Here is a 26,381-nt window from a genome sequence, read left to right as displayed (position 1 = left end):
GGCGGCCCGCCCATGCGCTTCCGCCACCCCGACGGCTCCACCGTCCACCTCGCCTACTGCACCAACGTCCACCCGGCCGAGACCCTCGACGGCGTCCTCGCCCAGCTGCGTGACCACTGCGAACCCGTCCGCCGGCGGCTCGGCCGGGACCGGCTGGGCATCGGACTCTGGCTCGCCCGTGGCGCCGCCCAGGCCCTGATCACCGACCCGGGCTCCCTGCGCGCGCTACGCGCCGAGATCGACCGCCGCGGCCTCGAAGTCGTCACCCTCAACGGCTTCCCCTACGAGGGATTCGGCGCCGAGGAGGTCAAGTACCGCGTCTACCAACCGGACTGGACCCGTCCCGAACGTCTCGCCCACACCACCGACCTCGCCCGTCTCCTCTCCGCGCTCCTGCCCGACGACGTCACCCAGGGCTCCGTCTCCACCCTGCCGCTCGCCTGGCGCACCCCCTTCGACTCCCGGGCCGCCGACACCGCCTTGGCCGCCCTGACCACCCTCTCCGAACGTCTCGACGCGCTGGAGGAACTCACCGGAAACAGCATCCGGATCGGACTCGAACCGGAACCCGGCTGCACCGTCGAGACCACCGCCGACGCGATCGCCCCGCTCACCGCCGTCTCAAGCCCCCGCATCGGCGTCTGCGTCGACACCTGTCATCTCGCCACCTCCTTCGAAGACCCGCACACCGCCCTGGACGCCCTCGGCGCCGCCTCCATCCCCGTGGTCAAGGCCCAGCTCTCCGCCGCCCTGCACGCGGAGCACCCTCACCTCCCCGAAGTCCGTGCCGCACTCGCCGCCTTCGCCGAACCCCGCTTCCTCCACCAGACCCGCACCCGGACCGCCGCCGGCCTACGGGGCACCGACGACCTCCCCGAAGCCGTCTCCGGCCGCGCCCTTCCCGACGGCGCCCCCTGGCGCGCGCATTTCCACGTCCCCCTGCACGCCCCGCCCGAGCCTCCGCTCACCTCCACTCTCCCCGTGCTCAGGGCCACACTCGCCCACCTGGTCGGCGGCCCCCGTCCCCGCACCCACCACCTGGAGGTCGAGACCTACACCTGGCAGGCCCTCCCGGCCGACCGGCGCCCCCGCAACCGTGCCCGCCTCGCCGACGGCATCGCCGCCGAACTCGTCCTGGCCCGCGACCTGCTGACCGACCTCGGCCTCAAGGAACTGCCATGACCAGCCCCCGGAGCGACACGCGACCCACCCCCCTTCTCGTCCTCGACGTCGTCGGACTCACCCCCCGCCTCCTGGAGCACATGCCCCATCTGCGCGCCCTCGGCCGAGCGGGCTCACAAGCGGCCCTCTCCACCGTCCTGCCGGCCGTCACCTGCACCGCCCAGACCACCTTCCTGACCGGCACCCTCCCCTCCGAGCACGGCATCGTCGCCAACGGCTGGTACTTCCGCGAACTCGGAGACGTCCTCCTCTGGCGCCAGCACAACGGCCTGGTCTCCGGCGACCGTCTCTGGGACGCCGCCCGGCGCTCGCACCCCGGCTACACCGTCGCCAACATCTGCTGGTGGTACGCCATGGGCGCCGACACCGACATCACCGTCACCCCCCGTCCCGTCTACTACGCGGACGGCCGCAAGGAACCCGACTGCTACACCCGGCCCCCGGCCCTCCACGACGAACTCACCGAGAAACTCGGCACCTTCCCCCTCTTCCACTTCTGGGGCCCCGGCGCGGACCTGGTCTCCAGCCAGTGGATCATCGATGCCACCCGCCACATCCTGCGCACCCGCCGCCCCGACCTCGCCCTCGCCTACGTCCCCCACCTCGACTACGACCTCCAGCGATACGGTCCTGACGACCCGCGCGCCTTCCGAGCCGCGGCCGAACTCGACACCGCCCTCGCCCCCCTCCTCGACGACGCCCGAGCCGAAGGCCGAACCGTCGTCGCGCTCTCCGAGTACGGCATCACCCGGGTGAGCCGCCCCGTCGACATCAACCGCGCCCTGCGCCGCGCCGGCCTCCTGGAAGTCCACACCCAGGACGGCATGGAATACCTGGATCCGATGACCTCGCGGGCCTTCGCCGTCGCCGACCACCAGCTCGCCCACGTCTACGTCCGACGTCCCGAGGACCTCGACGCCGTCCGCGAGACGCTCGCCGAACTCCCCGGTATCGAGAGGCTCCTCGACGACGAGGGCAAGAAGGAGAACGGCCTCGACCACCCCCGTTCCGGAGAACTCGTCGCCCTCGCCGAACCCGACGCGTGGTTCACGTACTACTACTGGCTCGACGACGCGCGCGCCCCCGACTTCGCCCAGCTCGTCGAGATCCACCGCAAGCCCGGCTACGACCCGGTCGAGCTCTTCATGGACCCGCTCGACCCCTACGTACGGATCAAGGCGGCGACGGCGATCGCCCGCAAGAAGCTGGGCATGCGCTACCGGCTGGCGGTGGTCCCCCTGGACCCGTCACCTATTCGCGGCAGCCATGGCCGCCTCCCCACGAGCGACGACGAAAGTCCGCTCATTCTGTGCTCCACCCCCCGCGCTGTGAGCGGCCGCGTAGCGGCCACCGATGTGAAGTCCCTCTTGCTCCACCTGGCCGGTCTTCACTGACCGGACTCCAGTGAAGCAGACCTCACCGACAACAAGGAGTTATCCGCAGATGACCCGCGCCCGCCGCCTCTCGCACCCGACCCCGGACCCCGAGCTCACTGAGAAGCTCAGCAGACGGAACATGCTCGGCGTCGCCGCCGGCGCCACCGCCGCGGCCCTCCTCGGCGCCACCGTCCCGACCGCCGCCGCCGCGGAAGCCGGCACCACGGACGCCGAGCGAGGCCAAGGCCACGACCAAGGCCACGGCAAGGGCCGCCCCGTCCTGCCGCCCGGCCGCCTCGGCATCCAGCTCTACTCCTTGCGCGACAAGGTCGCCACGCTCGGCTTCGCCACCGTCTTCGCCGAACTGAGCAAGTACGGCTACGACGAGGTGGAGTTCGCCGGCTACACCCAGGGCTCCGCGGGCCCGATCACCCTCGCCGAACTCCGGCGGCTCACCCGCGATCACGGCCTGCGCGGCATCGGCAGCCACGTCGGCTACTACTCCTCCGACCCCAACGCGTACACGTTCGCGCAGAACCTCGACAAGGTCCTCGACGACGCCCAGGCACTCGGTCTGCCGCACATCGGCACCGCCTCCGGCCCGTGGCGGTACGGCTCCACCGTGGACGGATGGAAGCGCTGCGCCGAGGAGTTCAACCAGTACGGGGCCGAGGCGAAGAAGCGCGGCATGAAGTTCTACCAGCACAACCACGCCGAGGAGTTCTCCTTCGCCACCGACCGCCCCGACGTCCGTCTCTACGACGTCCTGCTCGCCGAGACCGACCCCGAACTCGTCCACCTCGAAATGGACGTCTACTGGGCCTACGTGGCGCAGCATCGTTTCTCCCGCCGCGTCGACGGCACCCCCGCCCCCTTCGACCCGCTGCGCTACGTCCTCGCCCAGCCCCACCGCTATCCGCTCTTCCACGTCAAGGACGGCGAGCGCGACGAATCCGTCCGCGACGGCTACCGCATGGCGGACGTCGGGGACGGAGACATCGACTACCGGCGCTTCATCTCCGCGGTGAACCGCACCCACCACGGGTACCGGTCCCACCACTGGCAGGCCGAACACGACAACCCGGCCGAGTCCTTCGCGTTCGCCCGCAAATCCAGCGCGCACCTGCATTCCCTGCGCGAGAAGCACCGCTGAACCGAAGGCCCGTGACGCTCACGCGTCCCGGCTGATCGGCCGCGGGTTCGCCGTCGTCCGGCGGGCCCGCGGCCGCCCCGGCGGATGCAGGAACACCGCCACGCAGCCGGCGAACAGCGAGATCGACCCGGCGAGCACGAAGGCTCCCGAGTAGTCCCAGGCGGCGACCACGACCGCGCCCATACCGGAGCCGAGCAGCCCCGAGACCAGCTTGGAGCTGTAGACGAGCCCGTAGTTGGAGGCGTTGTTGTTCTCCCCGAAGTAGTCCGCCGTCATCGCCGCGAACATGGGGAAGATCGCGCCGCCACCGAAGCCGGAGATGCTGGAGAAGACCAGGAACAGCGGCAGGTTGTGGATGTTGCCGGACCAGAGGATGCCGTACTGGGCGAGGCCCAGGACGATGCAGACGAAGATCAGGCACTGCTTGCGGCCGTAGCGGTCGGAGAGCCAGCCGATCACACCACGGCCGGTGCCGTTGACGATGGCCTTCAGCGACATCGCCGTCGCCACGATCCCGCCGGCGAAGCCCGCCTCGTCGCCGAACGGCACCTGGAAGGCGATCCCGAAGATGTTCACGCCCGAGGTGCAGAGCAGACAGAACCACATCAGCGCGACCCGCCCGGTGCGCCAGGCCTCGGCCGGTGTGTACTGCTTCACCGCGGGCGGGTTCTTCTCCAGCGCTCGCCGCGTGCGCGGGTCGTCGGGCTTCTTCAGCGGATCCACCGTCGCCGGCCACCAGTTCTTCGGCGGGTCCTGGAAGAAGTACCCGGCGACCGCGACCGTCGCGGCGAGGAAGACACCGACCGAGACCAGCACCCAGCGGAAGTTCGTCAGGTCCATGTAGCCGGTGAAGATGAAGACGAACGGCACCGATCCGTAGGCGAAGCCGCCGTTCACGAAGCCCGTCTTCCCGCCCTTGCGCTCCGGGTACCACTTGCCGACCATGTTGACGCAGGTCGCGTAGACCATCCCCGCGCCCATGCCGCTGAACATGCCGAAGCCGATGTAGGCCACGATCACATGGGGCGCGAAGGCGAGCGAGACGTAGCCGAGCAGCGTGCCGAGCGCGCCCAGCATCATCGCCCAGCGGGCCGGCAGGCGCCCGCTCTCGCGCAGTTTTCCGGCCGGGAAGGCCACCGCGGCCTGGAAGAACACCCAGACCCCGAGCATCCAGAAGATGTGCGCGCTGCTCCAGCTGTGCGCGGTGTGCAGCGTGTCCTCGGCGGACGCGAACGCGTACTCCGCCGAGCTGATGCCCATCATGCCCACCCAGGGCAGGATGACCATCCACTTGCGTGTGCGGCCCATCAGGTCGACGTCGGTCTCACCGAGTCGGTACGTGCGGCCGTTGCCGTCCGTCACCTCCCTGTAAGGGAGGGAGGTGGTGATGTCGGTTGTCGTCATGGAGATCGAACCCCTCGCGTGGAAGAAGTCTGGCCAGCGCCCCCTGTCCGTTCCCTTCGCACCGGGGCCCGCGGCCTGCGGCCACCGCGAGCCCCGTGGTTCGAGCTGTCGCTCAGCTCACCGCATCACCGCCCAGGAGCCCCGCGGCCCGCGCCCACCGGTACTTCGCGCCGAGCACCGCCACGGGCCGCTCGGTCGTGTACGGGTAGGCCACGACCCCGCGCTCGAAGAGGTACTGGCACGCCTCCTCGACCTCGACGTCGCCCGCGAGGGAGGCCACGACCGGCTTCTCGATGCCCCGTTCGCGGAACTCCGCCACCACGCGCGCGGTGAGCTCGGCGAACACCATCGGGGGAGTGACGATGGTGTGCCAGTAGCCGAGGACGAGCGCGTGGATCCGGGGGTCCTCCAGACCGAGCCTGATGGTCGCCTCGTACGTGGAGGGCGGCTCGCCGCCGGTGATGTCGATGGGGTTGCCCGAGGCGCCGAAGGGCGGGATGAACGCCTTGAACGCGGCGTCCAGATCGTCGGGGATCTCCATCAGCCGGAGTCCGTTGTCGACGATCGCATCCGACAGCAGCACCCCGGACCCGCCGGCTCCGGTGATGACGACGACGTTGTCCCCCCGAGGCGCCGGCAGCACGGGCAGGGCCCGCGCGTACTCCAGCATGTCGCTCAGCCCCGGCGCCCGGATGACGCCCGCCTGCCGCAGGATGTCGTCGTACACCGCGTCGTCGCCCGCCAGCGCGCCCGTGTGCGAGCCTGCCGCGCGTGCCCCGGCGCTGGTACGCCCGGCCTTGAGGACGACCACCGGCTTCTTCGGCACGGTCCGGCGGGCCGCTTCGACGAAGGCCCGCCCGTCCTTGAGGTCCTCGAGGTGCATCGCGATGCAGTCGGTACGGGGGTCCTCGCCGAACCAGGTCAGCAGGTCGTCCTCGTCGATGTCCGACTTGTTGCCGAGCCCGACGATCGCCGACACACCCGTCCGCGTGGTGCGGGCGAAGCCCAGGATCGCCATCCCGATCCCGCCGGACTGCGAGGTCAGCGCCACACCTCCCTTGACGTCGTACGGCGTGCAGAACGTCGCGCACAGGTCCTGCCAGGTCGAGTAGTACCCGTAGATGTTCGGGCCCAGGAGCCGGATGCCGTACCGCTCCGCCACGGCCACGATCTCGTCCTGCAGGGCGTGTTCCCCGGTCTCGGCGAAGCCGGACGGGATCAGCACCGCGTTGGGGATGCCCTTGCGGCCCACCTCCTCGAGCGCCGACGCGACGAACGGAGCGGGGATCGCGAAGACCGCCACATCCACCTCACCGGGAACGTCCGTGACACTCTTGTACGCCTTGCGGCCGAGGATGTCATCGGCCCGGGGGTTCACCGGATGGATCTCCCCCGGGAAGCCGCCGTCGATGAGGTTGCGCATCACCGAATTGCCGATCTTCCCGGTCTCGTTGGAGGCGCCGATCACCGCCATCGCGTTCGGCTGCATCAGTCTCCGCATGGACCGCAGGATCTCGTCGCGGCCGAACGTCCGGCGCGGCGCCGGTACGTCGGAGGCGAGGATGACGCGGATGTCGGCGGCCGTCGCGCCCTCGGGCGTGGCGATCACCGGGTTGAGGTCCACCTCGGCGATCTCAGGGAAGTCGGTGACAAGACGGGAGACGCGCCGGATCTGCTCGGCGATCGCCCACCGGTCCACGGCCGGCGCCCCGCGCACCCCACGCAGGATCTCCGCCGCCCGGATCGAGTCCAGCATCGACACCGCCTCGTCGGCGGTCACCGGAGCGAGCCGGAAGGTGACGTCCTTCAGCACCTCCACGAGTACCCCGCCGAGCCCGAAGGCGACGACCTTGCCGAAGGCCGGGTCGGTCACGGCGCCGACGATGACCTCCTGGCCCGGCGGCAGCATCTGCTGCACCTGTACACCGTCGATGCGGGCGTCCGGAGCGTAGGCCCGGGCGTTCTCGACGATCCGGCAGAACGCCTCACGGACCTGGGCCGCTCCCTCCACCCCGACGACGACACCGCCGGCGTCGGTCTTGTGCAGGATGTCGGGGGAGACGATCTTCAGGACCACCCGCCCGCCGAGCCGGTCGGCCTGCGCCACCGCCTCGTCGACGTCCCGCGCGAGCGCCTCGCCCGGGACGGCGATCCCGTACGCGTCGGCGATCGTCTTCCCCTCGGGCGCCGTGAGCGCGGTGCGCCCCTCCGCCCTGACCGCGTCCAGCAGGTCCCGTACGGCCTGCCGGTCGAAGCTGTGCGCCGTCACTAGATCACCCCGTTCGTCTTGAGCAGCCGCAGCTCCTCGTCGCCGAGACCGAGCTCGCCGATGTACACCTCTTCGTTGTGCTCGCCGAGCAGGGGTGAGGTGAGGACCTCGACCGGGGAGTCGGAGAGCTTGAGCGGGGAGCCCACCGTCGTGAAGCTGCCGCGCTCGGGGTGGGGGACCTCGACGACCATCTCGTTGGCGACCAGGGAGGCGTCCTCGATGATCTCCTTCGTGGAGAGGATCGGCCCGCACGGAATGCCCCGGGCGTTGAGCTGTTCCAGCACCGCCCACTTGGGCAGCGCCGACGACCACTCCTCGATCAGCTGGAACATCTTCGGGAGCTTGGGCAGCCTGGCCTCCGGCGTCGCCCACTCCGGATCCTCGGCGAGCTCGGGCCGGCCGATGAGCTCGGAGACCGGCGCCCAGCCGACGGGCTGGACGATGACGTACACGTAGTCGTTGGGTCCGCCGGGGGCGCACCGCACCGCCCAGCCCGGCTGGCCGCCGCCGGAAGCATTACCCGATCGGGGGACTTCCTCGCCGAAATCTTCGTTGGGATACTCGGAGAGCGGCCCGTGCGACAGCCTCTGCTGGTCCCGCAGTTTCACCCGGCAGAGATTCAATACCGCGTGCTGCATCGCGACGTTCACCCGCTGCCCCCGCCCGGTGTTCTCGCGCTGGAAGAGCGCCGCCAGGATGCCGGCCACGGCGTGGATGCCGGTGCCGGAGTCACCGATCTGGGCGCCCGTCGCCAGCGGCGGCCCGTCCTCGAACCCGGTGGTGGCCATCGAGCCGCCCATGGCCTGTGCGACGACCTCGTACGCCTTGAAGTCGGTGTACGGGCCGTCCCCGAACCCCTTGATGGAGGCATAGACGATCCGCGGATTGATCTCCTGGATGCGATCCCAGGTGAAGCCCATCCGGTCGACGGCCCCCGGGCCGAAGTTCTCGACCATGACATCGCTGCGACGGATCAGCTCGGTGAGCAGCTCCTTGCCCCGCTCCGACTTGGTGTTGAGGGTGATGCTCCGCTTGTTGCAGTTGAGCATCGTGAAGTAGAGGGAGTCGACGTCCGGGATGTCCCGCAGCTGCTTGCGGGTGATGTCACCGGACGGTGCCTCCAGCTTCACCACGTCCGCCCCGAGCCAGGCGAGCAGCTGCGTGGCGGAGGGACCGGACTGCACATGCGTCATGTCGAGGACGCGAATGCCTTCGAGTGCCTTGGTGCCCTGTGCCTTGGTCATGAGGGAGACCGGCCTCTCACTTGTACATGGTCTGGTTCATGGTTCCGGGGGCGTACGCGTCGGGGTCGACCCAGACGTTGATCAGCGACGGCAGCCCGGACTCGCGGGCCCGGCGCAGTGCAGGGGCGATGTCGGCGGGGTCCCGCACCTCCTCGCCGTAACCGCCCAGCATCTGCGCGAACTTGTCGTAGTGCACGTCGCCGAGGGTGTTGCCGATCCGCTCGCGCTCCAGGCCGTACTTCTGGGCCTGGCCGTAGCGGATCTGGTTCATGGAGGAGTTGTTGCCGACGATCCCGACGAAGGGGAGGTTGTAGCGGACGAGGGTCTCGAAGTCCCAGCCGGTGAGGGAGAACGCGCCGTCGCCGAAGAGCGCCACCACCTCCTTGTCCGGGCGTGCCTGCTTGGCGGCCAGGACGAAGGGGACGCCGACACCGAGCGTGCCGAGCGGCCCCGGGTCCATCCAGTGCCCGGGGGACTTGGGCTGCACGACCTGCCCGGAGAAGGTGACGATGTCCCCGCCGTCGCCGATGTAGATCGAGTCCTCGGTCAGGAAGTCGTTGATCTCGCTGACCAGCCGGTACGGGTGGATCGGCGAGGCGTCCGAGCGGAGCTGCGGCAGCCGCTTGTCCAGCGCGGTCTGCTCGGCGGTGCGCAGCTCCTCCAGCCAGGCCTTGCGCCGGGTGGCGCCGCCGTCGAGCCGGCCGCTCGCCGCCTCCGTGACCGACTTCAGGATCAGCCCCGCGTCGCCGACGATCCCGAGGTCGATGTCCCGGTTCTTGCCGACGGTCCGGTAGTCGAGGTCGATCTGGACCACCGTGGCGTGCGGGGAGAGCCTCTTGCCGTAGCCCATCCGGAAGTCGAAGGGGGTGCCGACGATCACGATGACATCCGCGTTGGAGAAGGCGTAGCGCCGCGAGAGCTGGAAGTGGTGCGGGTCGCCCGGCGGCAGGGTGCCACGGCCGGCGCCGTTCATGTACGCGGGGATGTTCAGGGTCCGTACGAGCTCGACGGCGGCGTCCGTGGCCCGGGTCGTCCAGACCTGACTGCCCAGCAGGACGGCGGGCTTCTCGGCGTGCACGAGGAGATCGGCGAGCCGCTCGACCGCCTCGGGGTCGCCGGCGCTGCGGGTGGAGGCCCGGTACTGCCCGGCCTTGGGCACCCGCGCCTTCTCCACCGGGACGCTGGCGTCCAGGACGTCGCGCGGGATCTCCAGGAAGGAGGGACCGGGAGCACCGTGGTAGCACTCGCGGAACGCCATGGAGACCATGTCGGCCGCGCGGGCCGTGTCCGGCACGGTCGCGGCGAACTTGGTGATCGGGGTCATCATGTCGACGTGCGGGAGGTCCTGGAGCGACCCCATCTTGTGCTGGGTGTGCGCTCCCTGACCGCCGATCAGGAGCATCGGTGACTCGGCGCGGAAGGCATTGGCGACTCCGGTGACCGCGTCCGTGGTGCCGGGTCCGGCGGTGACCACGGCGCAGCCGGGCTTTCCCGTGATCCGGGCGTACCCGTCGGCGGCGTGCGCGGCCACCTGTTCGTGGCGTACGTCGACGACTTCGATGCCCTCGTCGACACAGCCGTCGTAGATGTCGATGATGTGGCCGCCGCAGAGCGTGTAGATGACGTCGACGCCCTCCGCCTTGAGGGCCTTGGCGACGAGATGGCCACCGGAGATGCGTTCCTGCTGGGGCTGCTGGCTGTCGTCGGGCATGGCGAAGTCCTGTCCCTTCGTAGGGGAGTTGAGGGTGATCGCGGTTGATTGCATACAGTCGACGAATACTGTATGAAGCTTGTTATCCCGCATCGCCCGGATGGTGTCCAGGGGGTGTGCGGCACTTTCGAGTCAGGGAGCCGAGATGGACCTGTACGAGCACCAGGCAAGGGAAGTCTTCAAGAGCTACGGCATCGCGGTCCCGGACGCGGCCGTCGTCGACCACCCCCGCGAGGCCCGTCACGCCGCCGAACTCCTCGGCGGCCGCGTCGTCGTCAAAGCGCAGGTGAAGACCGGTGGCCGGGGCAAGGCGGGCGGCGTCAAGCTCGCGGCCGACCCGGCTGCCGCCGAGATCACCGCGCGCCAGATCCTCGGCATGGACATCAAGGGCCACACGGTACGCAGGGTCATGCTCGCCCAACCCGTCCAGATCCAGGACGAGTTCTACGTGAGCTATGTCCTCGACCGGGCGGCCGGCACCTTCCTCGCGATCGCCTCCGCCGAAGGAGGCATGGACATCGAGGAGGTCGCCGCCACCCGCCCCGAGGCCGTCGCGCGCATCCCCGTCGACCCGGCCGAAGGGGTCACCGAGGCCAAGGCCGCCGAGATCGCCTCCGCCGCGGGGCTCCCGACGGAGACGGCCGACGTACTGGCCCGCCTCTGGCAGGTCCTCGTCCGCGAGGACGCCCTCCTCGTCGAGGTGAACCCCCTCGTCCGTACCGTCGACGGCACGATCCTCGCCCTCGACGGGAAGGTCACCGTCGACGACAACGCCCGTTTCCGCCAAGCCCGTTGGGGCGAGGCGTCAGCAGTACACGACACAGCAGTACACGACACAGCAGTACACGACACAGCAGTACACGACACAGCAGTACGCGACGCAGCACTACGCGACACCGACGCCGAGCCGCTGGAGACGGCCGCCGCGGCCAAGGGCCTCACCTACGTCAAGCTCGACGGAGAGGTCGGCATCATCGGCAACGGAGCCGGACTCGTCATGTCCACCCTCGACGTCGTCGCCGGGCGAGGCGCCCGTCCCGCCAACTTCCTCGACATCGGCGGCGGCGCCTCCGCCCAGGTCATGGCCGACGGTCTCGACGTCATCCTCTCCGACCCCGACGTCAAGGCCGTCCTCGTCAACGTCTTCGGCGGCATCACCGCCTGCGACGCCGTCGCCGAAGGCATCGTCCGGGCCCTGGACTCCGTCCACCTCACCCGGCCCCTCGTCGTACGCCTCGACGGCAACAACGCGGCCCGCGGCCGGGCCGTCCTCGACGCCCGCGCCCACCCGCTCGTCGAGCAGGTCACCACGATGGACGGCGCCGCCGCGCGCGCCGCGCAACTCGCCAACCGCTGACGCACGCTGAAGGGATGTGAACGCCATGGCCATCTTCCTCACCAAGCAGAGCAAGGTCCTCGTCCAGGGCATGACGGGCGCCGAAGGCATGAAGCACACCCGCCGGATGCTCGCCGCCGGCACTGACGTCGTCGGCGGAGTCAACCCGCGCAAGGCGGGCACCACCGTCGACCTCGACGGGCGGAGCATCCCCGTCTTCGGCTCCGTGCGCGCGGCCGTGGACGCCACCGGAGCGGACGTCACCGTCGTCTTTGTTCCCCCGCCCTTCGCCAAGGCGGCCGTCCTCGAAGCCGTGGACGCCCGCATCGGGCTCGCCGTCGTCATCACCGAGGGCATACCGGTCCACGACACCGTCGCCTTCCAGGCGCACGCCCGCGCCCACGGCACCCGGATCATCGGCCCCAACTGCCCGGGGCTGATCAGCCCCGGCCAGTCGAACGCGGGCATCATCCCCGCCGACATCGCGGCCGAGCCCGGCCGGATCGGACTCGTCTCGAAGTCCGGCACGCTCACCTACCAGCTCATGTACGAGCTGAGGGAGCACGGCTTCTCGTCGGCGGTCGGGATCGGCGGCGACCCGGTCGTCGGCACCACCCACATCGACTGCCTCAGCGCCTTCGAGGCCGACCCCGACACCGACCTGATCGTCATGATCGGCGAGATCGGCGGCGACGCGGAGGAGCGCGCCGCCGACCACATCGCAGCGCACATCACCAAGCCCGTCATCGCCTACATCGCCGGGTTCACCGCCCCCGAGGGCAAGACCATGGGCCACGCCGGAGCCATCGTCTCCGGATCGTCCGGTACGGCGGAGGGGAAGAGGAAGGCCCTGGAGGCGGCCGGAGTCCAGGTCGGCGCGACCCCCACGGAGACGGCCGCCCTCGTACTCGCCCGGCTGGCGAGCCCGCAGGACCGCGCCCACGATTGACGCGCCCGCCGAACGCGCGCCCCGTACACCCCACACACCCCACCGCGCCCGTCCCCGATCGCACCCCACCGCCCCCGTCCCCCGATCGCGCCCCACCGCGCCGGGCCCAAGCCGTCCCACCCTCCCGCCCCGACTGTGCACCGAGAGCGGAGACCACCCATGGCCCCGACCCCGCCCCCGACCCCGCAAGGGTCCGCGACTCCATCCCCATCCCCATCCCCATCCCCGGCCCCGACCCTCATCCTCAAGCCCGGCACCGCCTGGGCCGACGCCTGGCAGCGCAGTCTGACGGTCGTCCCGGAGGCGTTCCGCGACGACACCGTCCTCAACCTCTGGGCCGGCACCTGGCAGGCCGACGGCCGAGCCGTCCCCGCCACCAGCCCCGTGGACGGCAGCCCGGTCGCAAGCCCGCCGCGGCTCGACGCCGCCACCGCCCACCGGGCCGTCCGCGCCTCGCTCGACCAGCACCGGGCCTGGCGCCACATCCCGCTGCCCGAGCGGCGCGCCCGCGTCTCCGCCACACTCGACGCGCTCACCGAGCACCGCGAACTGCTCGCCCTCCTCCTCGTCTGGGAGATCGGCAAGCCGTGGCGGCTCGCCCGGGCGGACGTCGACCGCGCGATCGACGGCGTGCGCTGGTACGTCGACGGCATCGACACCATGCTCGAAGGCCGTACCCCGCTGCCCGGCCCCGTCTCCAACATCGCCAGCTGGAACTACCCGATGTCCGTGCTGGTCCACGCCCTGCTGGTGCAGGCGCTGGCCGGGAACGCCGTCATCGCCAAGACCCCGACCGACGGCGGCCTCGCCTGCCTCACCCTCGCCTCCGCGCTCGCCGCCCGCGAAGGTGTTCCGGTCACCCTGGTCAGCGGCAGCGGGGGCGAGCTCTCCGAGGCCCTCGTCCGCGCCCCCGAGATCGGCTGCGTCTCGTTCGTCGGCGGTCGCGACACGGGCGCCCGGATCGCCACCGCAGTCGCCGACCTGGGCAAGCGCCACATCCTCGAACAGGAGGGCCTCAACACCTGGGGCATCTGGCACCACTCCGACTGGCCGGCCCTCACCGCCGTGATCCCCAAGCTCTTCGACTACGGCAAGCAGCGCTGCACCGCCTACCCGCGCTTCGTCGTCGAGCGCAGCCGGTTCGCCGACTTCCTCGCCGCCTACCTCCCACCCGTCCGCGCGCTGCGCTTCGGGCACCCGCTGGCCGTCGAGAGCCCGGACGACGACCTTCCCGACCTCGACTTCGGACCGCTCATCAACGCGGCCAAGGTCAAGGAGCTCGACGACCAGGTCGCCGAGGCCGTCGACCGGGGCGCGATCCCGCTCCACCGCGGCTCCCTCGCGGACGGCCGCTTCCTGCCGGGCCAGGACACCTCGGCGTACCTGCCGCCCGTGACCCTCCTCAACCCGCCCCCGTCCTCACCCCTCCACCACGCCGAGCCCTTCGGCCCGGTCGACACGATCGTCCTGGTCGACACCGAGGCGGAACTCCTCGCCGCGATGAACGCCTCCAACGGGGCGCTCGTGGCGACGCTCGCCACCGACGACCCGGAGACGTACGCGCGGCTGGCCCCGCAGATCCGGGCCTTCAAGACGGGCCACGGCACCCCGCGCTCCCGCGGCGACCGCGACGAGCTGTTCGGCGGCTTCGGCGCCTCCTGGCGCGGCGCCTTCGTCGGCGGCGAGCTGCTCGTCAAGGCCGTCACCGAAGGCCCCGACGGCGAGCGGCTCCCCGGCAACTTCCCCGACCACCACCTGATGCCGTAGGGGGCGCCGGAACGGTCACCCGATTCCCTGGCGGTCGCCCTCCAGCGCGAACGCGCGGTCGGCCGCCTCCGGCTCCGTACGCTCCACCAGGTGCGTCAACAGCGTGCGGTGCCGGACCAGCGGCTCCCGGCGCACGTCCGGGACCAGCAGGAGCAGGTCGTCGATCCCCGCCAGCATGCGCCGCGACACCTGGGGGCTGCCCGGCGCGCAGCCCCGGATCTCGGTGAGACCGAGATCGACCAGGTCCGTCCAGTCCGGTACGTCCTGCACCAGTCGCACCGTGCCCTTGCGGTCGCGGTGGTGGACGGCGCCCAGCGGGCGCTCCGCCACCGCCGCCAGGATCTGGGTGATCCGGTCGAGACACTGCACCGCCGTCGTCGGGTCGTTGACGGCGGGGGAGAGGGCCCGCAGTCCGATGTCCGCGAGCTGCCGGAGGCCGAAGCCGAGGTCCTGGTGGTACGTCCGCTCGACCCCAATGGAGACCGCCGCCCCGATCCGGCGGGGCACCGTTCCGCCGTGCACGGCCAGGATGGGCGTCCCCGGCACCACGAAGTCCCCGATCCGTGGCAGCACGCGCAGCACCACGCCGTGACGCTCGGCGATGCGCACGAGCAGCGCGACGTTCACGTCCCGCAGCACCCCGGCGCGCCCCCGGTGCGGGAGGTGGTCGGTCGCCTCGCCGAGATCGGCGAGCTCACCGACGTACCACGGCTGGTTGGCGAGGGCGCCGAACGACTCCCGGGTGATCAGGTCCACCACGTGCCCCACCCGCATCAGCCGCAGCGTCGAGTTCACGTACGCCACGAAGAGCAGCAGGCTCAGCGCGACCATGAACAGGGTCAGCAGCGACGACACGAGCGGCACGGTCGACACGTACCGGGGGTCGGTCTCGCTGTCGTAGGAGGTGAGGACGAGCAGCGAGAGCGCGAACGTCGCCAGGAAGACGGAGAAGGCCGCCTTGGTGATGCGGCTCCGGATGAAGATCCGGACGATCCGGGGGCTGAACTGCCCGCTGGCCATCTGGACGGCCACCAGCGAGATGGAGAAGACGACGCCGATGAAGGTCATCATCGCGGAGCTGATCGTCGTCACGATCGTCCTGGCGTCCTCGACGATCCCGATCAGCTCGCCGACCTCCTCGTACGCCCCCTCGTCCTGCAGATGGCCGATGATGGCGGAGTCCACCGCGGAGGCGATCAGCCACAGCACGAAGATGCCGACCAGCGCGACGACCGGGGCGAACCAGAAGGTGTCCCGCAGATGCTCCCGCATGGGCGACAGCATCCGGGGCCGGCGGTACGTGGTCCCGCGGCCGGGCGCCCCGTTGTCTTCGAAGAGGTTGCTCACCCAGCGCAGGCTAGGCGGCGGGGGTCGCGACTTCTCGTATGCGTACGACGACACTCTGTGCGCCGACGCGGCGCGCCCGGGCCCGATCAAGGACTCCGGGGTCGCCGCACCTCACTGACCACGGGAAACGTGGGTGAAAGGCACCTCAAACCCCTGGTAGAGTTATCCATGTCGCCGCGGGGAACACCCCGGGACGACACAAACACCTAGTCCGGGTGGCGGAATGGCAGACGCGCTAGCTTGAGGTGCTAGTGCCCTTTATCGGGCGTGGGGGTTCAAGTCCCCCCTCGGACACAGATCGGATACGGCCCCAGTTCATCTGGGGCCGTTCCGCTTTTCCGCCCCGGGGAGCGCCCCGTCGGGCTCTCGGAGTCCCCATCGGGCCCTCCGAGCCCCATCGGGCCCTCCGAGCCCCATCGGGCCCTCGGAGCCCCGTCGGGCTCGCGCCCTCCACGGCATCGCTACGCCTTCCGGGCCACCACCAGGCGGCATCTCGGGCTGCCGTTCTCCTGGCGGCCCAGGGTCTCCAGGGCCTGCGTCTCCACCGTGAAGCCCGCTCGCGTCAGGCGGTCCCGGACGTCCGCGAGGCGGAACGTGCGGTAGTACATGACGAAAGGCGGCCGCCACAGCGCGTTCCGTACCCGCATGGCCGCGTCGAAGCCCAGCAGCGTCCAGTACGCGAGAGAGCCGACCCGGGGCGGGGCCGGGAGCGGGAAGGCGAGAACGCCGCCCGGGCGGAGGGCCGCGTGGGCCTGGCGGAAGAGGGTGAGCTGGTCCTTCGGGACGAAGTGACCGAAGGCGCCGAAGCTGACCGCCAGGTCGAACGCGGGCGCGAACGGGAGCGCGAGCACGTCCGCGCGGATCAGCGTGGCCTTGGGGTGGGCCCGGCGGGCCTCCGTCAGCATGCCCGCGCTGAAGTCGACACCCGCGATCCGGCCGCCCGCGCACAGCGGCCGCAGGACGGAGAGACCGGCGCCGGTCCCGCAGCAGAGGTCGAGGCCCGCTTCGAAGGGGCCGAGGGGGCGCAGCGCGTCCGTCACCGCCGACAGCACCGGGTCCGGCGTGCGGAACGGCGTCGCGTCGAACTTCGTCGCCAGCAGGTCGTAGCCGTGCTCCACCGAGGAGAGGGCCTGGACGGTCAGCTCACGGGCGGTCGGGCCCTGAGGGGTGAACATGCCCCGACACTACGCCGTCACCCGCCGTGTGCAGGGCGGTCCAGGAGGGCGCGATCCCGGTCAGCTGGCAGGTCAGCAGATAAAGGGGGATGGGCGGGGTGTACGGAGAGGTGCCGTCGGGGTGGTGGATCAGGCGGGGGCGGCGGTCGGGGACCTCCGCGCCGGGGGCGTAGCAGGACGGCAGCGGCCAGCTCACGTCCAGGTCGGAGCCGGTCGGGACCAGCCACCACCACCAGTCCGTGTCCGCGTAGACACAGCCCTTCGCGGGCAGCCGGGACAGGATCCGGAAGCCGTAGCGCGCCGGCACGCCGACCGCGTCGCAGCCCAGTGTCGTACGGAACTCCTGCGGAACCACCAGCCGCGTCGACGCCGCCGTGCCGAGCACCGTGTCGAGGGACGAGCCGGTCGGCGAGCCGGTGGAGGAGCCGGTCGACTCCGAGGTCCGGCGCGACCGTGGGGTCAGGAGGGTCGCCATCGACCTCAGCACGTGTACCCCATGCCGTGGGCCAGCTCGGCCCAGACGATCCGTGCCGTGCCGTGCCCCGTGCTGTCGGCCCCCCATGCGTGGGACAGCGCCTCCACGAGCACCAGGCCCCGGCCGCGCTCCTCCTCGCCGCAGTCCCGGATCCGGGGGTCACCCAGGCCGCCCTCGTCCCGTACCGCTATGCGCAACTGCTCTTCCCCCTCGCGCAGTTCGCAGACCACTTGGCTGCTCGCGGTGTGCACGACCGCGTTGGTGACCAGCTCGGAGACGATCAGCGTCACCGTCTCGCGTATGTCGGGGGCGCATCCCCAGAGGATGAGCCGCTCCTCCGCCAGTCTGCGGGCGCGCGAGACGGATTCCGTGCGGGCGGGGAGTTCGAAGGCGAACCGTCGGACGTCGTGACGGAGAGCATCGGTGCGTGGGCGCTGCTGCATGACGCGGGGGCTCATAAGACCTGAGGGAAGCGCGTTACCAGAAGCCACGACCGGTTCCTCACAACAGTGGGTAAGCAGCGCCGCGATCCGCCTCCCCCCGAGGCGGGCGCGCGACAGCAGCGCGTACTGGTTCACCGGAATACTTTGCTCCCGAGTCGGACACTTGGCAAGTGGCACTCTGAAAATTGCAGAGTGCGGTGTTCTCTCTGGCCATGTTCGTGGCACACTCAGGCGAAACAGCGCGTCGGGGAGGTCTGAGAGTGAGCGAGCCGCGGTCCGCCCCCACGGTGGGACAGGTCGTTCTCGGCAAGCGTCTGCAGGATCTGCGCGAGCGGGCCGGCCTGAAGCGGGAGGAGGCCGCGAGGATCCTCCGTGTCGCCCCGGCCACCATCCGCCGCATGGAGACCGCGGAAGTCGCGCTGAAGATCCCGTACGTACAGCTCCTGCTGAAGGCGTACGGCATCACGGACTCCGAGGCCGAGGCGTTCGTCGCCCTCACCGAGGAGGCCAACCTTCCCGGCTGGTGGCAGCGGTTCCACGACGTGCTGCCCGGCTGGTTCTCCATGTACGTCAGCCTGGAGGGGGCCGCGAGCCTCATCCGGGAGTACGAACCCCAATTCGTCCCCGGTCTGCTGCAGACCGAGGGGTACGCCCGCGCCATTCTGCGCAGCGGGGCGGTCGGCGGCAGCGATGCCGAGGAGATCGAGCGCCATGTAGCCCTGAGGATGGAGCGTCAGTCCCTGCTCACCAGGGAGGACGCCCCGAAGTTCTGGGTGATCATGGACGAGACGGTCTTCCGCCGACCGGTCGGCGACGGGCCCGAAGTGATGCGCGACCAGCTCGACCGGCTGCTCGAAGCGTCCGAGCTGCCGAACGTCACCCTGCAGATCGCGGAGTTCTCGTCCGGCCATCACCCCGGCACGTACGGACCGTTCGTCCTCTTCCGCTACGCCGTGCCCGAACTCCCGGACATGGTCTACAGCGAGTACCTCACGGGCGCCGTCTATCTCGACGCGCGCCCGGAGGTGGCCTCCCACCTCGAGGTCATGGACCGAATGGCGGCCCAGGCCGCGACTGCACAACGCACGAAGGAGATCCTTAGGGGTCTCCGCAAGGAGCTGTGAATGGATCGCATATACAACGGCATGCCCGCCGCGGATCTCGGTGCCGAGGGATGGCACAAGCCGTGGAGCGGCGGGAACGGGGGCAACTGCGTGGAGGCCATGAAGCTGGCCGACGGCAGAGTCGCCGTGCGACAGTCCGCAGACCCTGAGGGACCCGCGCTCATCTACACCCACGGCGAGATCGCCGCGTTCATCCAGGGGGCGAAATCCGGTCAGGCCGACTTTCTGCTCACCTGACCCCTTCCGTCGCACCCCTACCGTCGCGTAACTCTTGCTGCAGTGCCAGTAGTTCCACTCCAGGACCAGGAGCCCCGATGACCCAGGACCCCGCAACCGTACGGATCGACACCAGCAAGCCGCACCCGGCGCGGATGTACGACTGGTTCCTGGGCGGCAAGGACAACTACCCCGTCGACGAGGAGATGGCCAAGCAGCTCCTCACCGTGGACGCCCGCGGCCGGGACATGGCGCGGGTCAACCGGGCCTTCATGCACCGGGCGATCCGCTGGCTGAGTGCCAACGGCGTACGCCAGTACCTGGACATCGGCACCGGCATCCCGACCGAGCCGAACCTGCACCAGATCGCCCAGGAGGCCGCGCCCGAGTCGCGGATCGTCTACTGCGACAACGACCCGATCGTGCTCGCGCACGCGGCCGCGCTGCTGCGCTCGACGCCCGAAGGGGCGACCGAGTACATCCAGGCGGACGCGCGCGACCCCGAGGTCATCCTGGAAAGGGCTGGAAAGGTACTTGATTTCGACCAGCCCATAGCCCTGTCGATGCTCGCCCTGCTGCACTTCGTCGGGGACGAGGACGGGGCGTCCGAGCTGGTCCGTAAGCTCGTGGACCAGCTGGCGCCGGGCAGCTACCTCGTGCTCTCGCACGTCACCGGGGACTTCGACCCGGAGGGCGCCGCCAAGGCCGTCGGCATGTACAAGGCCCGCGGGCTGACGCTGCGGCCGCGCTCGCGCGACGAGCTGGCCGCGTTCTTCGACGGTCTGGAGCTCGTCGAGCCCGGGGTGACGCTCACCGCCGAGTGGCATCCGGAGCTGGGCGAGGTCGTCCCGGTCCAGGGCGACGACCCGATCCCGGGCTGGGCCGCCGTCGGCCGCAAGGTCTGACGGCGCCCACCGCTCGAGACGGGATCCCTGTACGGACGAAGGCCCGCGGACTCTTCCCGTCCACGGGCCTTCGCGCACGCACGGTGGGTCCCGCGGGCCTTCGCGCGCGCACGGTGGGTCCCGCGGGCCTTCGCACCCGCCGTGAGCGCCGTCAGCCGCGCGGCTCGACCAGCGTCACCAGGAACGACTTCGCCCTGCCCACATTGCCCGCCGCGTCGATCGTCCGGTACTCGACCGTGTGCGTGCCGTAGTCCGGCGTCGCGTCGTCCCACGGCACCGCCCGGCTGCGGCCCAGCTTGCCGTAGACGAGGTCGTCGACGACCGTGCCGCCCGGCGAGAAGCGGAACGGCGCCTCGGCGTCGGTCGGCCAGCCGTAGTACGTGTACCAGCCATCGCCGTTCACACGGAACTGGCGCACGACGGTGCCCGGTTGATCGTCGCGTGCGGTCAGCCTCATCGTGAACTCGCCGTCGTAGACGTACTCGACCGGACGGCCCGGCCGGTTCACCGTCCGCAGGGGTGCGGACAGTTCGTACGCTCCCGTCGCCGGGCGGGCGTCCACCGTCCACCTCAACTCGGCCTCCGTGCCCGGGATCCCGGCTGTCAGCGTGTGGGTGCCGGGCGACAGCCGCAGGGAACGCAGTTCCAGATCACGGTCGTTGCCCGGGTTGGCGACCTGCCGGCCGTCGAGGCGCCACCGGACGGAAGGCGTCCGGTGCGTCGGGTGGGTGGTGTCGGCGTGGACCACCGAGCGCGCGCCGACCGGGGACGTCGTCGGGGTGTGGCCCGTGAAGGCCGGGGCGGCATTCTCCACCGGGGTGGTCACGGAGCGGTCGACCGTCCAGCTCACCGTACGCGTCAGCGCCGCCGAGCCGCGCACCGCCGGGTCGCGTACGAAGGGTGTCGGGTCGCTGACCGTCGCCGTCAGGGTGTGGGCGCCGGGGGAGAGGGAGAGGAGACGCAGGTCGACGGTACGGGCGTTGTGGGTGGGGAGCGTCCGGCCGTCCAGCCGCCACACCACGTCGAGCTCCCCGCCGAGCGGATGGAGGGTGTCGACCCAGACCGTCCGATCGGCTCCGATCGGGCGTGTGTTGCCCGTGTGTCCCTGTACGAGGTTCACCTTCGCCGAGATCGCCTGCACCATGACCTCGCGTTCGACCTGGTCGAAGGCGTAACCGAGCGTCTTCATGATCGAGTGCCTGCTCGGCCGCCACACGCCCTTCGTGCTGTACAGCCCGCCCTCGTGCCGGCCGATGACACCGCCCGCCTCGCTCGGCTCGCCCAGCCAGCGCCACCACTTGGCGCGCTGCTCCCGCATCCGCTCCTCGGTCAGCAGGGTGTGGTGCGCGGACGCGGGCTCCGTGCCCTCGTACGTGCCGCCCGCGACACCGCGCGCGTAGTAGTCGTACTCGTCCTGGAGTCTGCCCAGGGAGTGGCCGATCTCGTGCGGGGTGATCAGCGAGGAGAGCGCGTTCCCGCCGGACGCCGTGGCGTAGCTGCCGCCCGCGCCGCCGTAGGTGTCGCTGTTCGCGAGGGCCACGATCTGGCGGTTGGCGGCGCTCGTGCCCGGGACGAGGCCGGCGAGCGCGGCCGCCTTCGCGCTGTCGACGGTCAGCAGCCGCTGCACACTCGCCGGGTTGCAGCCGCCCCAGAAGCCCATGTCGAGCGGGGTGTCGCGCCGGGGCGCGTCGAGCCCGGGATCGCAGTCCACCCCGGACTCCGGCGAAGGGACCTCCACCGCCCAGACGTTGACGTACGAGCGGTAGGAGGCGAACGGCTCGATGCTCCACAGCACGCCCAGGTGGGTGTCGACGTCCGCCCGGAACTCGGCCGCCTCCTCGGCGGTGTAGCCGTCACCCATGATCACCAGGTTGAACCGGCTGTCCGCGGGACCGGTGAGCTGGACGGGGACGACCTTCGCCGTGGCGAGGCCGGCGTCCGTGGGCACGGCTGACTCGGCGACCGCCGGTCCGGTGCCGACCAGTCCGGCGGTCAGCAGACAGCCCGCGACGAGACGGACCGTCGCCCTTCGAAAGCGTGTGCCAGGTGAGTCCATGGGGCGCGAGCGTAGGCCGCGTCCTCTGGGACGTAAAGATGTTCGCCGGACAGTCGTCCGACCGCCGAATCAGCGTCGCAGATACGCCAGCTCCGTGTGTTCGGCGGTGTACCCGTCGACGAGACGGCGGGCCACCGACACCGAGTCGACCAGGGGGTGCAGGGCGAACGCCTTCACCGCCGTGGCCCGCGATCCGCTCGCCGCGGCCGCGAGCACCTCGCGCTCGACCGCCTTCACCGCCGTGACCAGACCCACCGCGTGGTACGGCAGGGGTGCCACGGCGACCGGATGGGCGCCGGCCGCGTCCACGACGCAGGGCACCTCGATCACCGCGTCCGCGTCGAGGACCGAAAGGGTCGTGCCGTTACGGACGTTGAGGATCAGCGTGGCCCGTTCGTTGCGCGCGATCGCCCGCATCAGCGCCAGCGCCACCTTCTCGTACCCGCCCGACTCCAGATCCTCCTCGTCCCGCTCGCCGATCCCCGCCGCCTCCCGGTTGGCGGCCATGTAGGTCGCCTCGCGGTCGGCGAGCGTACGGTGCCAGGTGGCCAGCGCAGGCGTGTCCGGCTTGCCCATCTCCCCGTAGAAACCGGCCTGCTGGTCGCGGAGATAGGCGCCCCGCGTCCGCTCGGCCCGCTGGTAGGCGTGCACGGCCTCACGGTTGAAGTAGTAGTAGTGCAGGTACTCGTTGGGGATCGCGCCCAGCGTGCGCAGCCATTCCGGGCCGAAGAGCCGTCCTTCCTCGAATGCGCCGAGGGCCTCCTCGTCCGCGAGCAGCCTGGGCAGCTCGTCCCGCCCGTCGACGCGCAGGCCCCGCAGCCAGCCGAGGTGGTTGAGGCCCACGTAGTCGATCCACGCCTCGTCCGGATCGGCGCCCAGGAGCCGGGCGACCCTGCGGCCGAGCCCGACGGGGGAGTCGCAGATGCCGACGACCCGGTCGCCGAGGATCCGGGACATCGCCTCCGTCACCAGCCCGGCCGGGTTGGTGAAGTTGATGACCCAGGCGTCCGGGGCGAGTACGGAGATCCGCCGGGCGATGTGCTCCGCGACCGGCACGGTCCGCAGCCCGTACGCGATGCCGCCCGCGCCGACCGTCTCCTGGCCGAGGACCCCTTCGGCGAGGGCGATCCGCTCGTCGGCCGCCCGGCCCTGCAGGCCGCCGACCCGGATCGCCGAGAAGACGAAGTCCGCTCCCCGCAGCGCCTCGTCCAGATCCGTCGTCGCCGTCACCTCGGGCGCGTCCGGCACCCCCGCCGCCTGCTCGGTGAGGACCCGGGCGATCGCCGAGAGCCGGCCGCCGTCGAGGTCGTGGAGCGTCACACGGGTGACCCGCCCCTCGGCGTGGTCGCCGAGCAGCGCGCCGTACACCAGCGGGACCCGGAATCCGCCGCCTCCGAGAATCGTCAGTTTCATGGTCGTACGCTACTGCGATGCACGTATTGAGCAGCCGGATTCTGCTCCGGCCGTCCGACCCCGAGGCCTCCCGGCGCTTCTACGGAGAGCTGCTCGGACTCACGGTGTACCGCGAGTTCGGCACCGGACCCGACCGGGGCACCGTCTACTTCCTCGGTGGTGGGTTCCTGGAGATCTCCGGCCGAGCCGCCCCGACCGAGCCCCAGCCACGGCTCCGGCTCTGGCTCCAGATGGCGGATGTGCGGGCGGCTCACCGGGAGCTCGTGGACCGGGGCGTCGAGATCCTGCGGGAGCCGCTGACAGAGCCCTGGGGGCTGGTCGAGATGTGGATCGCGGACCCCGACGGCGTGGAGATCGTCGTCGTCGAGGTCCCCGAGGACCATCCGCTGCGCTACCGCCCCTGAGCGGCGCGCCGGATCACCCGACGTCGAGGGCGTTGCGCAGACCGAGCCGGTACCGGAGCCGGTCGTGCCGCTTGAGCGCCTCCATCTCGGGCGCACGGAACAGGGGCTCGACGGTGCAGCGCGCCGCGGTCGAACCCGTACGGTCGAGCAGCGCGTTGACGGCCTGCCGGGCCGAGGCGTTGGCCCCTTCCATGGTGGCCAGGTCGATGTCGACGGCCACGTAGTCGCCGGCCAGGTAGAAGTTGGGCACCTTGGTGGCGGCCTGGGGGCGGTTGTGGAACGTGCCGACGGGGTGGATGAGGAGCTGGTCGTCGTTGGTCGGGTCCGGTGTGCCCAGACCGTCCACGCCCGGGTCCAGGAACCACGAGTGCAGGGCGCCGTCCTTCAGCACCGTACGGCCCGTGTCGTTGAACGCGGCCTTGAGCTGCGCCCACACCTCCCGCGCGACTTCCGTACGGGTGCACTGCTTGGCGGTCTTCCCGTAGAGGACGCCGGGCACGTCCCACTCCGAGACGTCCACCGACAGACAGTCCACGACCGAGCCGTCGCCGTAGTCCGCGGCGAAGTCACGGGTAGGCCAGTGGTGAGCCTGCTGGATGCACGTCAGGGACCAGGGGGAGTCGATCAGGTTGGCGTGCCCGGCGAGCAGCGGCGCCCGCTCGGTCAGATAGAACTGGATGCCCGTCATCCAGTCCGTCTCCAGCCGGTCGCACCGCGCCAGCTGCGGATCCGCCGCCCGCAGTGCGGCGCCCCAGGTCCGCCGGGCGTGCTCCACCGGCATGGCGGAGACGTAGTGGTCGGCCGTCACCGAACGGCGCACGCCGTCCGGGTCCTCGATCACGGCGGCGGAGATCCGGCCGCCCGCGGCGTCGTACGCCATCTCCCGCACGGTCCAGCCGACGCGGAACTGCACACCGAGACCCGTCAGATGCGTGACCCACGGGTCGATCCAGGCCTCGTTGGTGGGCAGGTCGAGGATCCGGTCGAGAGGGCCGTCCGCGCCGCGCCCGAGCGCGTTGAAGGCGAAGGCCTCGAGGAGCGTGGCGACCGTACGGGTACTGGCCTCCTCCGCCTTGGTGGCCACGATGTTGCGGGTGAGCCCGACGGCGAGGATCCGCTGGTAGTCGTAGCTCATCCGCTCGGCCCGCAGGAACTCCCACCATGGAGTGGCCTCCCAGGTTCCGTTCCGGCGCTCGTCGCAGCTGGTGAGGAAGACCAGGAAGCGGTTGACGAAGTACGCGGCCTCGTGGAGCGGGATGGACCGGGCGGTCTCCAGCAGCGCGGTCAGGGCCCGGCGGATCTCGTCGAGGGTGAGCTCGGCGGGCCGGTGACCGGGCCAGGGGAGCGGGATGCGGAGGTCTTCGCGGCCGGTGCGGGAGAAGGACATCTCGGCGGGGGCGACCAGGTTGTCCCAGACGCCGTGGACGTTTCCGGGGAAGGGGATGCGCCGCATGGTGTCCGGGAGGTTGTGGTAGATCCCGGGGATGAAACGGAAGCCGTGCTCGGCGGGGAGCGGCCGCCGGCCGCCGCGCGCGCTCTCGGGCACGTCCATCGAGCGGGCCTTGCCGCCGAGCGCCCGGCGCTCGTAGACGGTGACGCGGAACCCGCGTTCGGCCAGTTCGTGGGCGGCGGTCAGGCCGGCGACGCCGCCGCCGAGGACCGCGACGGACGGGGGTGCGGCCGGCGGGGACGCGGTCGCGGCAGCCGCCCGGGCCGGTGCCGCACCGACGGTGGCCGTGGCGGTGGCCGCGGTGACGGCGGCGGCTGTGGTCACGAAGGTGCGTCGCGAGGTACCCGTACGGTTCATGCCCCAGCCCCTTTGGCTTACCGGCGGTAACTGTCACGTCCGGCGCAGGAGCATAAGGGCCCCCCTTCGCCCCCGGAAGCATCGCGCGGGCCACAGCCCCCACATGGCGCGATCCCGCCCCTCCGTACACGCGACAATGACGTCATGTCCCGACGCACCACCCGCCCCAAGCGGCGCCCCGCCACCCCCACCGCACCCTCCGCGCCCGCCGTCACCGCGGACTCGCCCTGCCCGTGCGGCCTGTCCGCGACGTACGGCGCATGCTGCGGACGCTTCCACTCCGGGCCCGCCGCCGCGCCCACCGCCGAGCTGCTGATGCGCTCCCGCTACAGCGGCTTCGTCGTGCGCGACGCCGGGTATCTGCTGCGGACCTGGGCCCCGGAGACCCGCCCCGGCGAGGTCGACTTCGACCCTTCGATGCGCTGGGCGGGGCTGGAGATCCGCGACACCGCCGACGGCACGGCCTTCCACCGGTCCGGGACGGTGACCTTCGTCGCCCGCTACACCCACGGCGGCGAGCCTGGCTCGCTCCACGAACGCAGCCGCTTCCGCCGCCACGAGGGCGCCTGGGTCTACGTGGACGGCGACTTCATCGACGAGCCCTGAACGGAGCGCCGGCCGGTCC

At 71.0% G+C, this 26,381-nt stretch carries 22 protein-coding genes and 1 tRNA gene; 12 read left to right on the top strand and 11 right to left on the bottom strand.

Annotated features, from left to right (window positions below):
- The first annotated feature begins 12 nt into the window (after positions 1-12).
- The 3 genes from eboE to ACFVGW_RS01940 are packed head-to-tail and all read left to right on the top strand — an operon-like array spanning position 13 to position 3,711.
- Complete coding sequence (eboE, locus tag ACFVGW_RS01950) at positions 13-1,182, top strand: metabolite traffic protein EboE (RefSeq protein WP_385850334.1); 1,170 nt, start codon at positions 13-15, stop codon at positions 1,180-1,182.
- On the top strand, positions 1,179-2,576 hold the full coding sequence (locus tag ACFVGW_RS01945; RefSeq protein WP_385850333.1) for an alkaline phosphatase family protein: 1,398 nt from the start codon (positions 1,179-1,181) through the stop codon (positions 2,574-2,576). The genes eboE and ACFVGW_RS01945 overlap by 4 nt, the downstream gene beginning before the upstream one ends.
- A gap of 49 nt (positions 2,577-2,625) precedes the next feature.
- On the top strand, positions 2,626-3,711 hold the full coding sequence (locus ACFVGW_RS01940; protein WP_385850332.1) for a sugar phosphate isomerase/epimerase family protein: 1,086 nt from the start codon (positions 2,626-2,628) through the stop codon (positions 3,709-3,711).
- 18 nt (positions 3,712-3,729) lie between these two features.
- On the opposite strand, the gene ACFVGW_RS01935 is transcribed toward ACFVGW_RS01940, so the two are convergent.
- The 4 genes from ACFVGW_RS01935 to ACFVGW_RS01920 all read right to left on the bottom strand — a co-directional run bounded on the left by ACFVGW_RS01935 (position 3,730) and on the right by ACFVGW_RS01920 (position 10,339).
- Complete coding sequence (locus ACFVGW_RS01935; RefSeq protein ID WP_385850331.1) at positions 3,730-5,115, bottom strand: OFA family MFS transporter; 1,386 nt, start codon at positions 5,113-5,115, stop codon at positions 3,730-3,732.
- A gap of 112 nt (positions 5,116-5,227) precedes the next feature.
- Complete coding sequence (locus tag ACFVGW_RS01930; RefSeq protein ID WP_385850330.1) at positions 5,228-7,384, bottom strand: acetate--CoA ligase family protein; 2,157 nt, start codon at positions 7,382-7,384, stop codon at positions 5,228-5,230.
- Entirely contained in the window at positions 7,384-8,628 is a 1,245-nt protein-coding gene (frc, locus tag ACFVGW_RS01925; RefSeq protein WP_385850329.1) for a formyl-CoA transferase, read from the bottom strand. Before frc ends, ACFVGW_RS01930 begins: the two co-directional genes overlap by 1 nt.
- Positions 8,629-8,644: 16 nt before the next feature.
- Positions 8,645-10,339, bottom strand: coding sequence for a thiamine pyrophosphate-binding protein (locus tag ACFVGW_RS01920; RefSeq protein WP_385850552.1), 1,695 nt, complete (start codon positions 10,337-10,339; stop codon positions 8,645-8,647).
- Positions 10,340-10,484: 145 nt separating this feature from the next.
- Here ACFVGW_RS01920 and ACFVGW_RS01915 point away from each other — a divergent pair, with 145 nt between their 5' ends.
- The 3 genes from ACFVGW_RS01915 (at position 10,485) to ACFVGW_RS01905 (ending at position 14,391) form a co-directional block, all read left to right on the top strand.
- Positions 10,485-11,696: a succinate--CoA ligase subunit beta gene (locus ACFVGW_RS01915; RefSeq protein ID WP_385850328.1), complete on the top strand. Its 1,212-nt coding sequence runs from the start codon at positions 10,485-10,487 to the stop codon at positions 11,694-11,696.
- A gap of 25 nt (positions 11,697-11,721) precedes the next feature.
- Positions 11,722-12,624 carry a succinate--CoA ligase subunit alpha gene (sucD, locus tag ACFVGW_RS01910; RefSeq protein WP_385850327.1) on the top strand — a complete coding sequence of 301 codons (903 nt, stop codon included), beginning with the start codon at positions 11,722-11,724 and terminating at the stop codon, positions 12,622-12,624.
- 159 nt (positions 12,625-12,783) lie between these two features.
- A complete protein-coding gene (locus ACFVGW_RS01905) occupies positions 12,784-14,391 on the top strand; it encodes an aldehyde dehydrogenase family protein (protein WP_385850326.1) in 1,608 nt (535 codons plus the stop codon).
- A 15-nt stretch (positions 14,392-14,406) separates the two neighbouring features.
- Here ACFVGW_RS01905 and ACFVGW_RS01900 read toward each other — a convergent pair whose 3' ends face one another.
- Positions 14,407-15,675 carry a DUF2254 domain-containing protein gene (locus ACFVGW_RS01900; protein ID WP_385850551.1) on the bottom strand — a complete coding sequence of 423 codons (1,269 nt, stop codon included), beginning with the start codon at positions 15,673-15,675 and terminating at the stop codon, positions 14,407-14,409.
- 272 nt (positions 15,676-15,947) lie between these two features.
- Between ACFVGW_RS01900 and ACFVGW_RS01895 the strand changes: the two genes are divergently transcribed.
- Positions 15,948-16,032: transfer RNA gene (locus ACFVGW_RS01895), tRNA-Leu, on the top strand.
- Between the two features lie 167 nt (positions 16,033-16,199).
- On the opposite strand, the gene ACFVGW_RS01890 is transcribed toward ACFVGW_RS01895, so the two are convergent.
- From ACFVGW_RS01890 to ACFVGW_RS01880, 3 genes are read right to left on the bottom strand one after another with little or no spacing between them, the layout of a single operon-like run.
- Positions 16,200-16,913: a class I SAM-dependent methyltransferase gene (locus tag ACFVGW_RS01890; protein WP_385850325.1), complete on the bottom strand. Its 714-nt coding sequence runs from the start codon at positions 16,911-16,913 to the stop codon at positions 16,200-16,202.
- Complete coding sequence (locus ACFVGW_RS01885) at positions 16,882-17,388, bottom strand: hypothetical protein (protein ID WP_385850324.1); 507 nt, start codon at positions 17,386-17,388, stop codon at positions 16,882-16,884. The genes ACFVGW_RS01890 and ACFVGW_RS01885 overlap by 32 nt, the downstream gene beginning before the upstream one ends.
- Positions 17,389-17,393: 5 nt before the next feature.
- Entirely contained in the window at positions 17,394-17,831 is a 438-nt protein-coding gene (locus ACFVGW_RS01880) for an ATP-binding protein (RefSeq protein ID WP_352188171.1), read from the bottom strand.
- A gap of 260 nt (positions 17,832-18,091) precedes the next feature.
- Here ACFVGW_RS01880 and ACFVGW_RS01875 point away from each other — a divergent pair, with 260 nt between their 5' ends.
- The 3 genes from ACFVGW_RS01875 to ACFVGW_RS01865 all read left to right on the top strand — a co-directional run bounded on the left by ACFVGW_RS01875 (position 18,092) and on the right by ACFVGW_RS01865 (position 20,076).
- Positions 18,092-18,955: a helix-turn-helix domain-containing protein gene (locus ACFVGW_RS01875; protein ID WP_385850323.1), complete on the top strand. Its 864-nt coding sequence runs from the start codon at positions 18,092-18,094 to the stop codon at positions 18,953-18,955.
- Positions 18,956-19,192 (top strand): DUF397 domain-containing protein, encoded by a 237-nt coding sequence (locus ACFVGW_RS01870; protein WP_137992288.1) that lies wholly within the window; start codon positions 18,956-18,958, stop codon positions 19,190-19,192.
- Positions 19,193-19,269: 77 nt separating this feature from the next.
- Complete coding sequence (locus tag ACFVGW_RS01865; protein WP_385850322.1) at positions 19,270-20,076, top strand: SAM-dependent methyltransferase; 807 nt, start codon at positions 19,270-19,272, stop codon at positions 20,074-20,076.
- 151 nt (positions 20,077-20,227) lie between these two features.
- Here the strand turns inward: ACFVGW_RS01865 and ACFVGW_RS01860 are convergent, their stop codons facing one another.
- Both ACFVGW_RS01860 and ACFVGW_RS01855 read right to left on the bottom strand, forming a co-directional pair.
- A complete protein-coding gene (locus ACFVGW_RS01860; protein ID WP_385850321.1) occupies positions 20,228-22,132 on the bottom strand; it encodes a M64 family metallopeptidase in 1,905 nt (634 codons plus the stop codon).
- Between the two features lie 69 nt (positions 22,133-22,201).
- A complete protein-coding gene (locus ACFVGW_RS01855; protein WP_385850320.1) occupies positions 22,202-23,545 on the bottom strand; it encodes a 6-phospho-beta-glucosidase in 1,344 nt (447 codons plus the stop codon).
- Positions 23,546-23,562: 17 nt separating this feature from the next.
- Here ACFVGW_RS01855 and ACFVGW_RS01850 point away from each other — a divergent pair, with 17 nt between their 5' ends.
- Positions 23,563-23,949 carry a VOC family protein gene (locus ACFVGW_RS01850; protein WP_352188176.1) on the top strand — a complete coding sequence of 129 codons (387 nt, stop codon included), beginning with the start codon at positions 23,563-23,565 and terminating at the stop codon, positions 23,947-23,949.
- Between the two features lie 13 nt (positions 23,950-23,962).
- Here ACFVGW_RS01850 and ACFVGW_RS01845 read toward each other — a convergent pair whose 3' ends face one another.
- Positions 23,963-25,756, bottom strand: a complete 1,794-nt coding sequence (locus ACFVGW_RS01845; RefSeq protein WP_385850319.1) for an FAD-dependent oxidoreductase — start codon at positions 25,754-25,756, stop codon at positions 23,963-23,965.
- A gap of 144 nt (positions 25,757-25,900) precedes the next feature.
- Between ACFVGW_RS01845 and ACFVGW_RS01840 the strand changes: the two genes are divergently transcribed.
- The gene (locus tag ACFVGW_RS01840) at positions 25,901-26,362 is read left to right on the top strand and encodes a YchJ family protein (protein WP_385850318.1); all 462 of its coding nucleotides are present in this window, start codon (positions 25,901-25,903) and stop codon (positions 26,360-26,362) included.
- The last annotated feature ends 19 nt before the right edge of the window (positions 26,363-26,381 follow it).

This window comes from Streptomyces sp. NPDC127129 (assembly GCF_042671585.1).
Lineage (GTDB): Bacteria > Actinomycetota > Actinomycetes > Streptomycetales > Streptomycetaceae > Streptomyces.
Note: the sequence above shows the minus strand (reverse complement) of the source record. Positions and strands in the feature narration are given on the sequence as shown.

Excerpts from the sequence above, each read along its gene's own strand:
- ACFVGW_RS01935 (WP_385850331.1), bottom strand. The coding sequence starts at position 5,115 with ATGACGACAACCGACATCACCACCTCCCTCCCTTACAGGGAGGTGACG.
- ACFVGW_RS01855 (WP_385850320.1), bottom strand. The coding sequence starts at position 23,545 with ATGAAACTGACGATTCTCGGAGGCGGCGGATTCCGGGTCCCGCTGGTG.
- ACFVGW_RS01890 (WP_385850325.1), bottom strand. The coding sequence starts at position 16,913 with ATGTTCACCCCTCAGGGCCCGACCGCCCGTGAGCTGACCGTCCAGGCC.
- ACFVGW_RS01870 (WP_137992288.1), top strand. The coding sequence starts at position 18,956 with ATGGATCGCATATACAACGGCATGCCCGCCGCGGATCTCGGTGCCGAG.
- ACFVGW_RS01915 (WP_385850328.1), top strand. The coding sequence starts at position 10,485 with ATGGACCTGTACGAGCACCAGGCAAGGGAAGTCTTCAAGAGCTACGGC.
- ACFVGW_RS01920 (WP_385850552.1), bottom strand. The coding sequence starts at position 10,339 with ATGCCCGACGACAGCCAGCAGCCCCAGCAGGAACGCATCTCCGGTGGC.
- ACFVGW_RS01945 (WP_385850333.1), top strand. The coding sequence starts at position 1,179 with ATGACCAGCCCCCGGAGCGACACGCGACCCACCCCCCTTCTCGTCCTC.
- sucD (WP_385850327.1), top strand. The coding sequence starts at position 11,722 with ATGGCCATCTTCCTCACCAAGCAGAGCAAGGTCCTCGTCCAGGGCATG.
- ACFVGW_RS01840 (WP_385850318.1), top strand. The coding sequence starts at position 25,901 with ATGTCCCGACGCACCACCCGCCCCAAGCGGCGCCCCGCCACCCCCACC.
- ACFVGW_RS01940 (WP_385850332.1), top strand. The coding sequence starts at position 2,626 with ATGACCCGCGCCCGCCGCCTCTCGCACCCGACCCCGGACCCCGAGCTC.
- ACFVGW_RS01850 (WP_352188176.1), top strand. The coding sequence starts at position 23,563 with ATGCACGTATTGAGCAGCCGGATTCTGCTCCGGCCGTCCGACCCCGAG.
- ACFVGW_RS01865 (WP_385850322.1), top strand. The coding sequence starts at position 19,270 with ATGACCCAGGACCCCGCAACCGTACGGATCGACACCAGCAAGCCGCAC.
- ACFVGW_RS01885 (WP_385850324.1), bottom strand. The coding sequence starts at position 17,388 with ATGGCGACCCTCCTGACCCCACGGTCGCGCCGGACCTCGGAGTCGACC.
- frc (WP_385850329.1), bottom strand. The coding sequence starts at position 8,628 with ATGACCAAGGCACAGGGCACCAAGGCACTCGAAGGCATTCGCGTCCTC.
- ACFVGW_RS01860 (WP_385850321.1), bottom strand. The coding sequence starts at position 22,132 with ATGGACTCACCTGGCACACGCTTTCGAAGGGCGACGGTCCGTCTCGTC.
- ACFVGW_RS01905 (WP_385850326.1), top strand. The coding sequence starts at position 12,784 with ATGGCCCCGACCCCGCCCCCGACCCCGCAAGGGTCCGCGACTCCATCC.
- eboE (WP_385850334.1), top strand. The coding sequence starts at position 13 with ATGCGCTTCCGCCACCCCGACGGCTCCACCGTCCACCTCGCCTACTGC.
- ACFVGW_RS01900 (WP_385850551.1), bottom strand. The coding sequence starts at position 15,675 with ATGCTGTCGCCCATGCGGGAGCATCTGCGGGACACCTTCTGGTTCGCC.
- ACFVGW_RS01880 (WP_352188171.1), bottom strand. The coding sequence starts at position 17,831 with ATGCAGCAGCGCCCACGCACCGATGCTCTCCGTCACGACGTCCGACGG.
- ACFVGW_RS01845 (WP_385850319.1), bottom strand. The coding sequence starts at position 25,756 with ATGAACCGTACGGGTACCTCGCGACGCACCTTCGTGACCACAGCCGCC.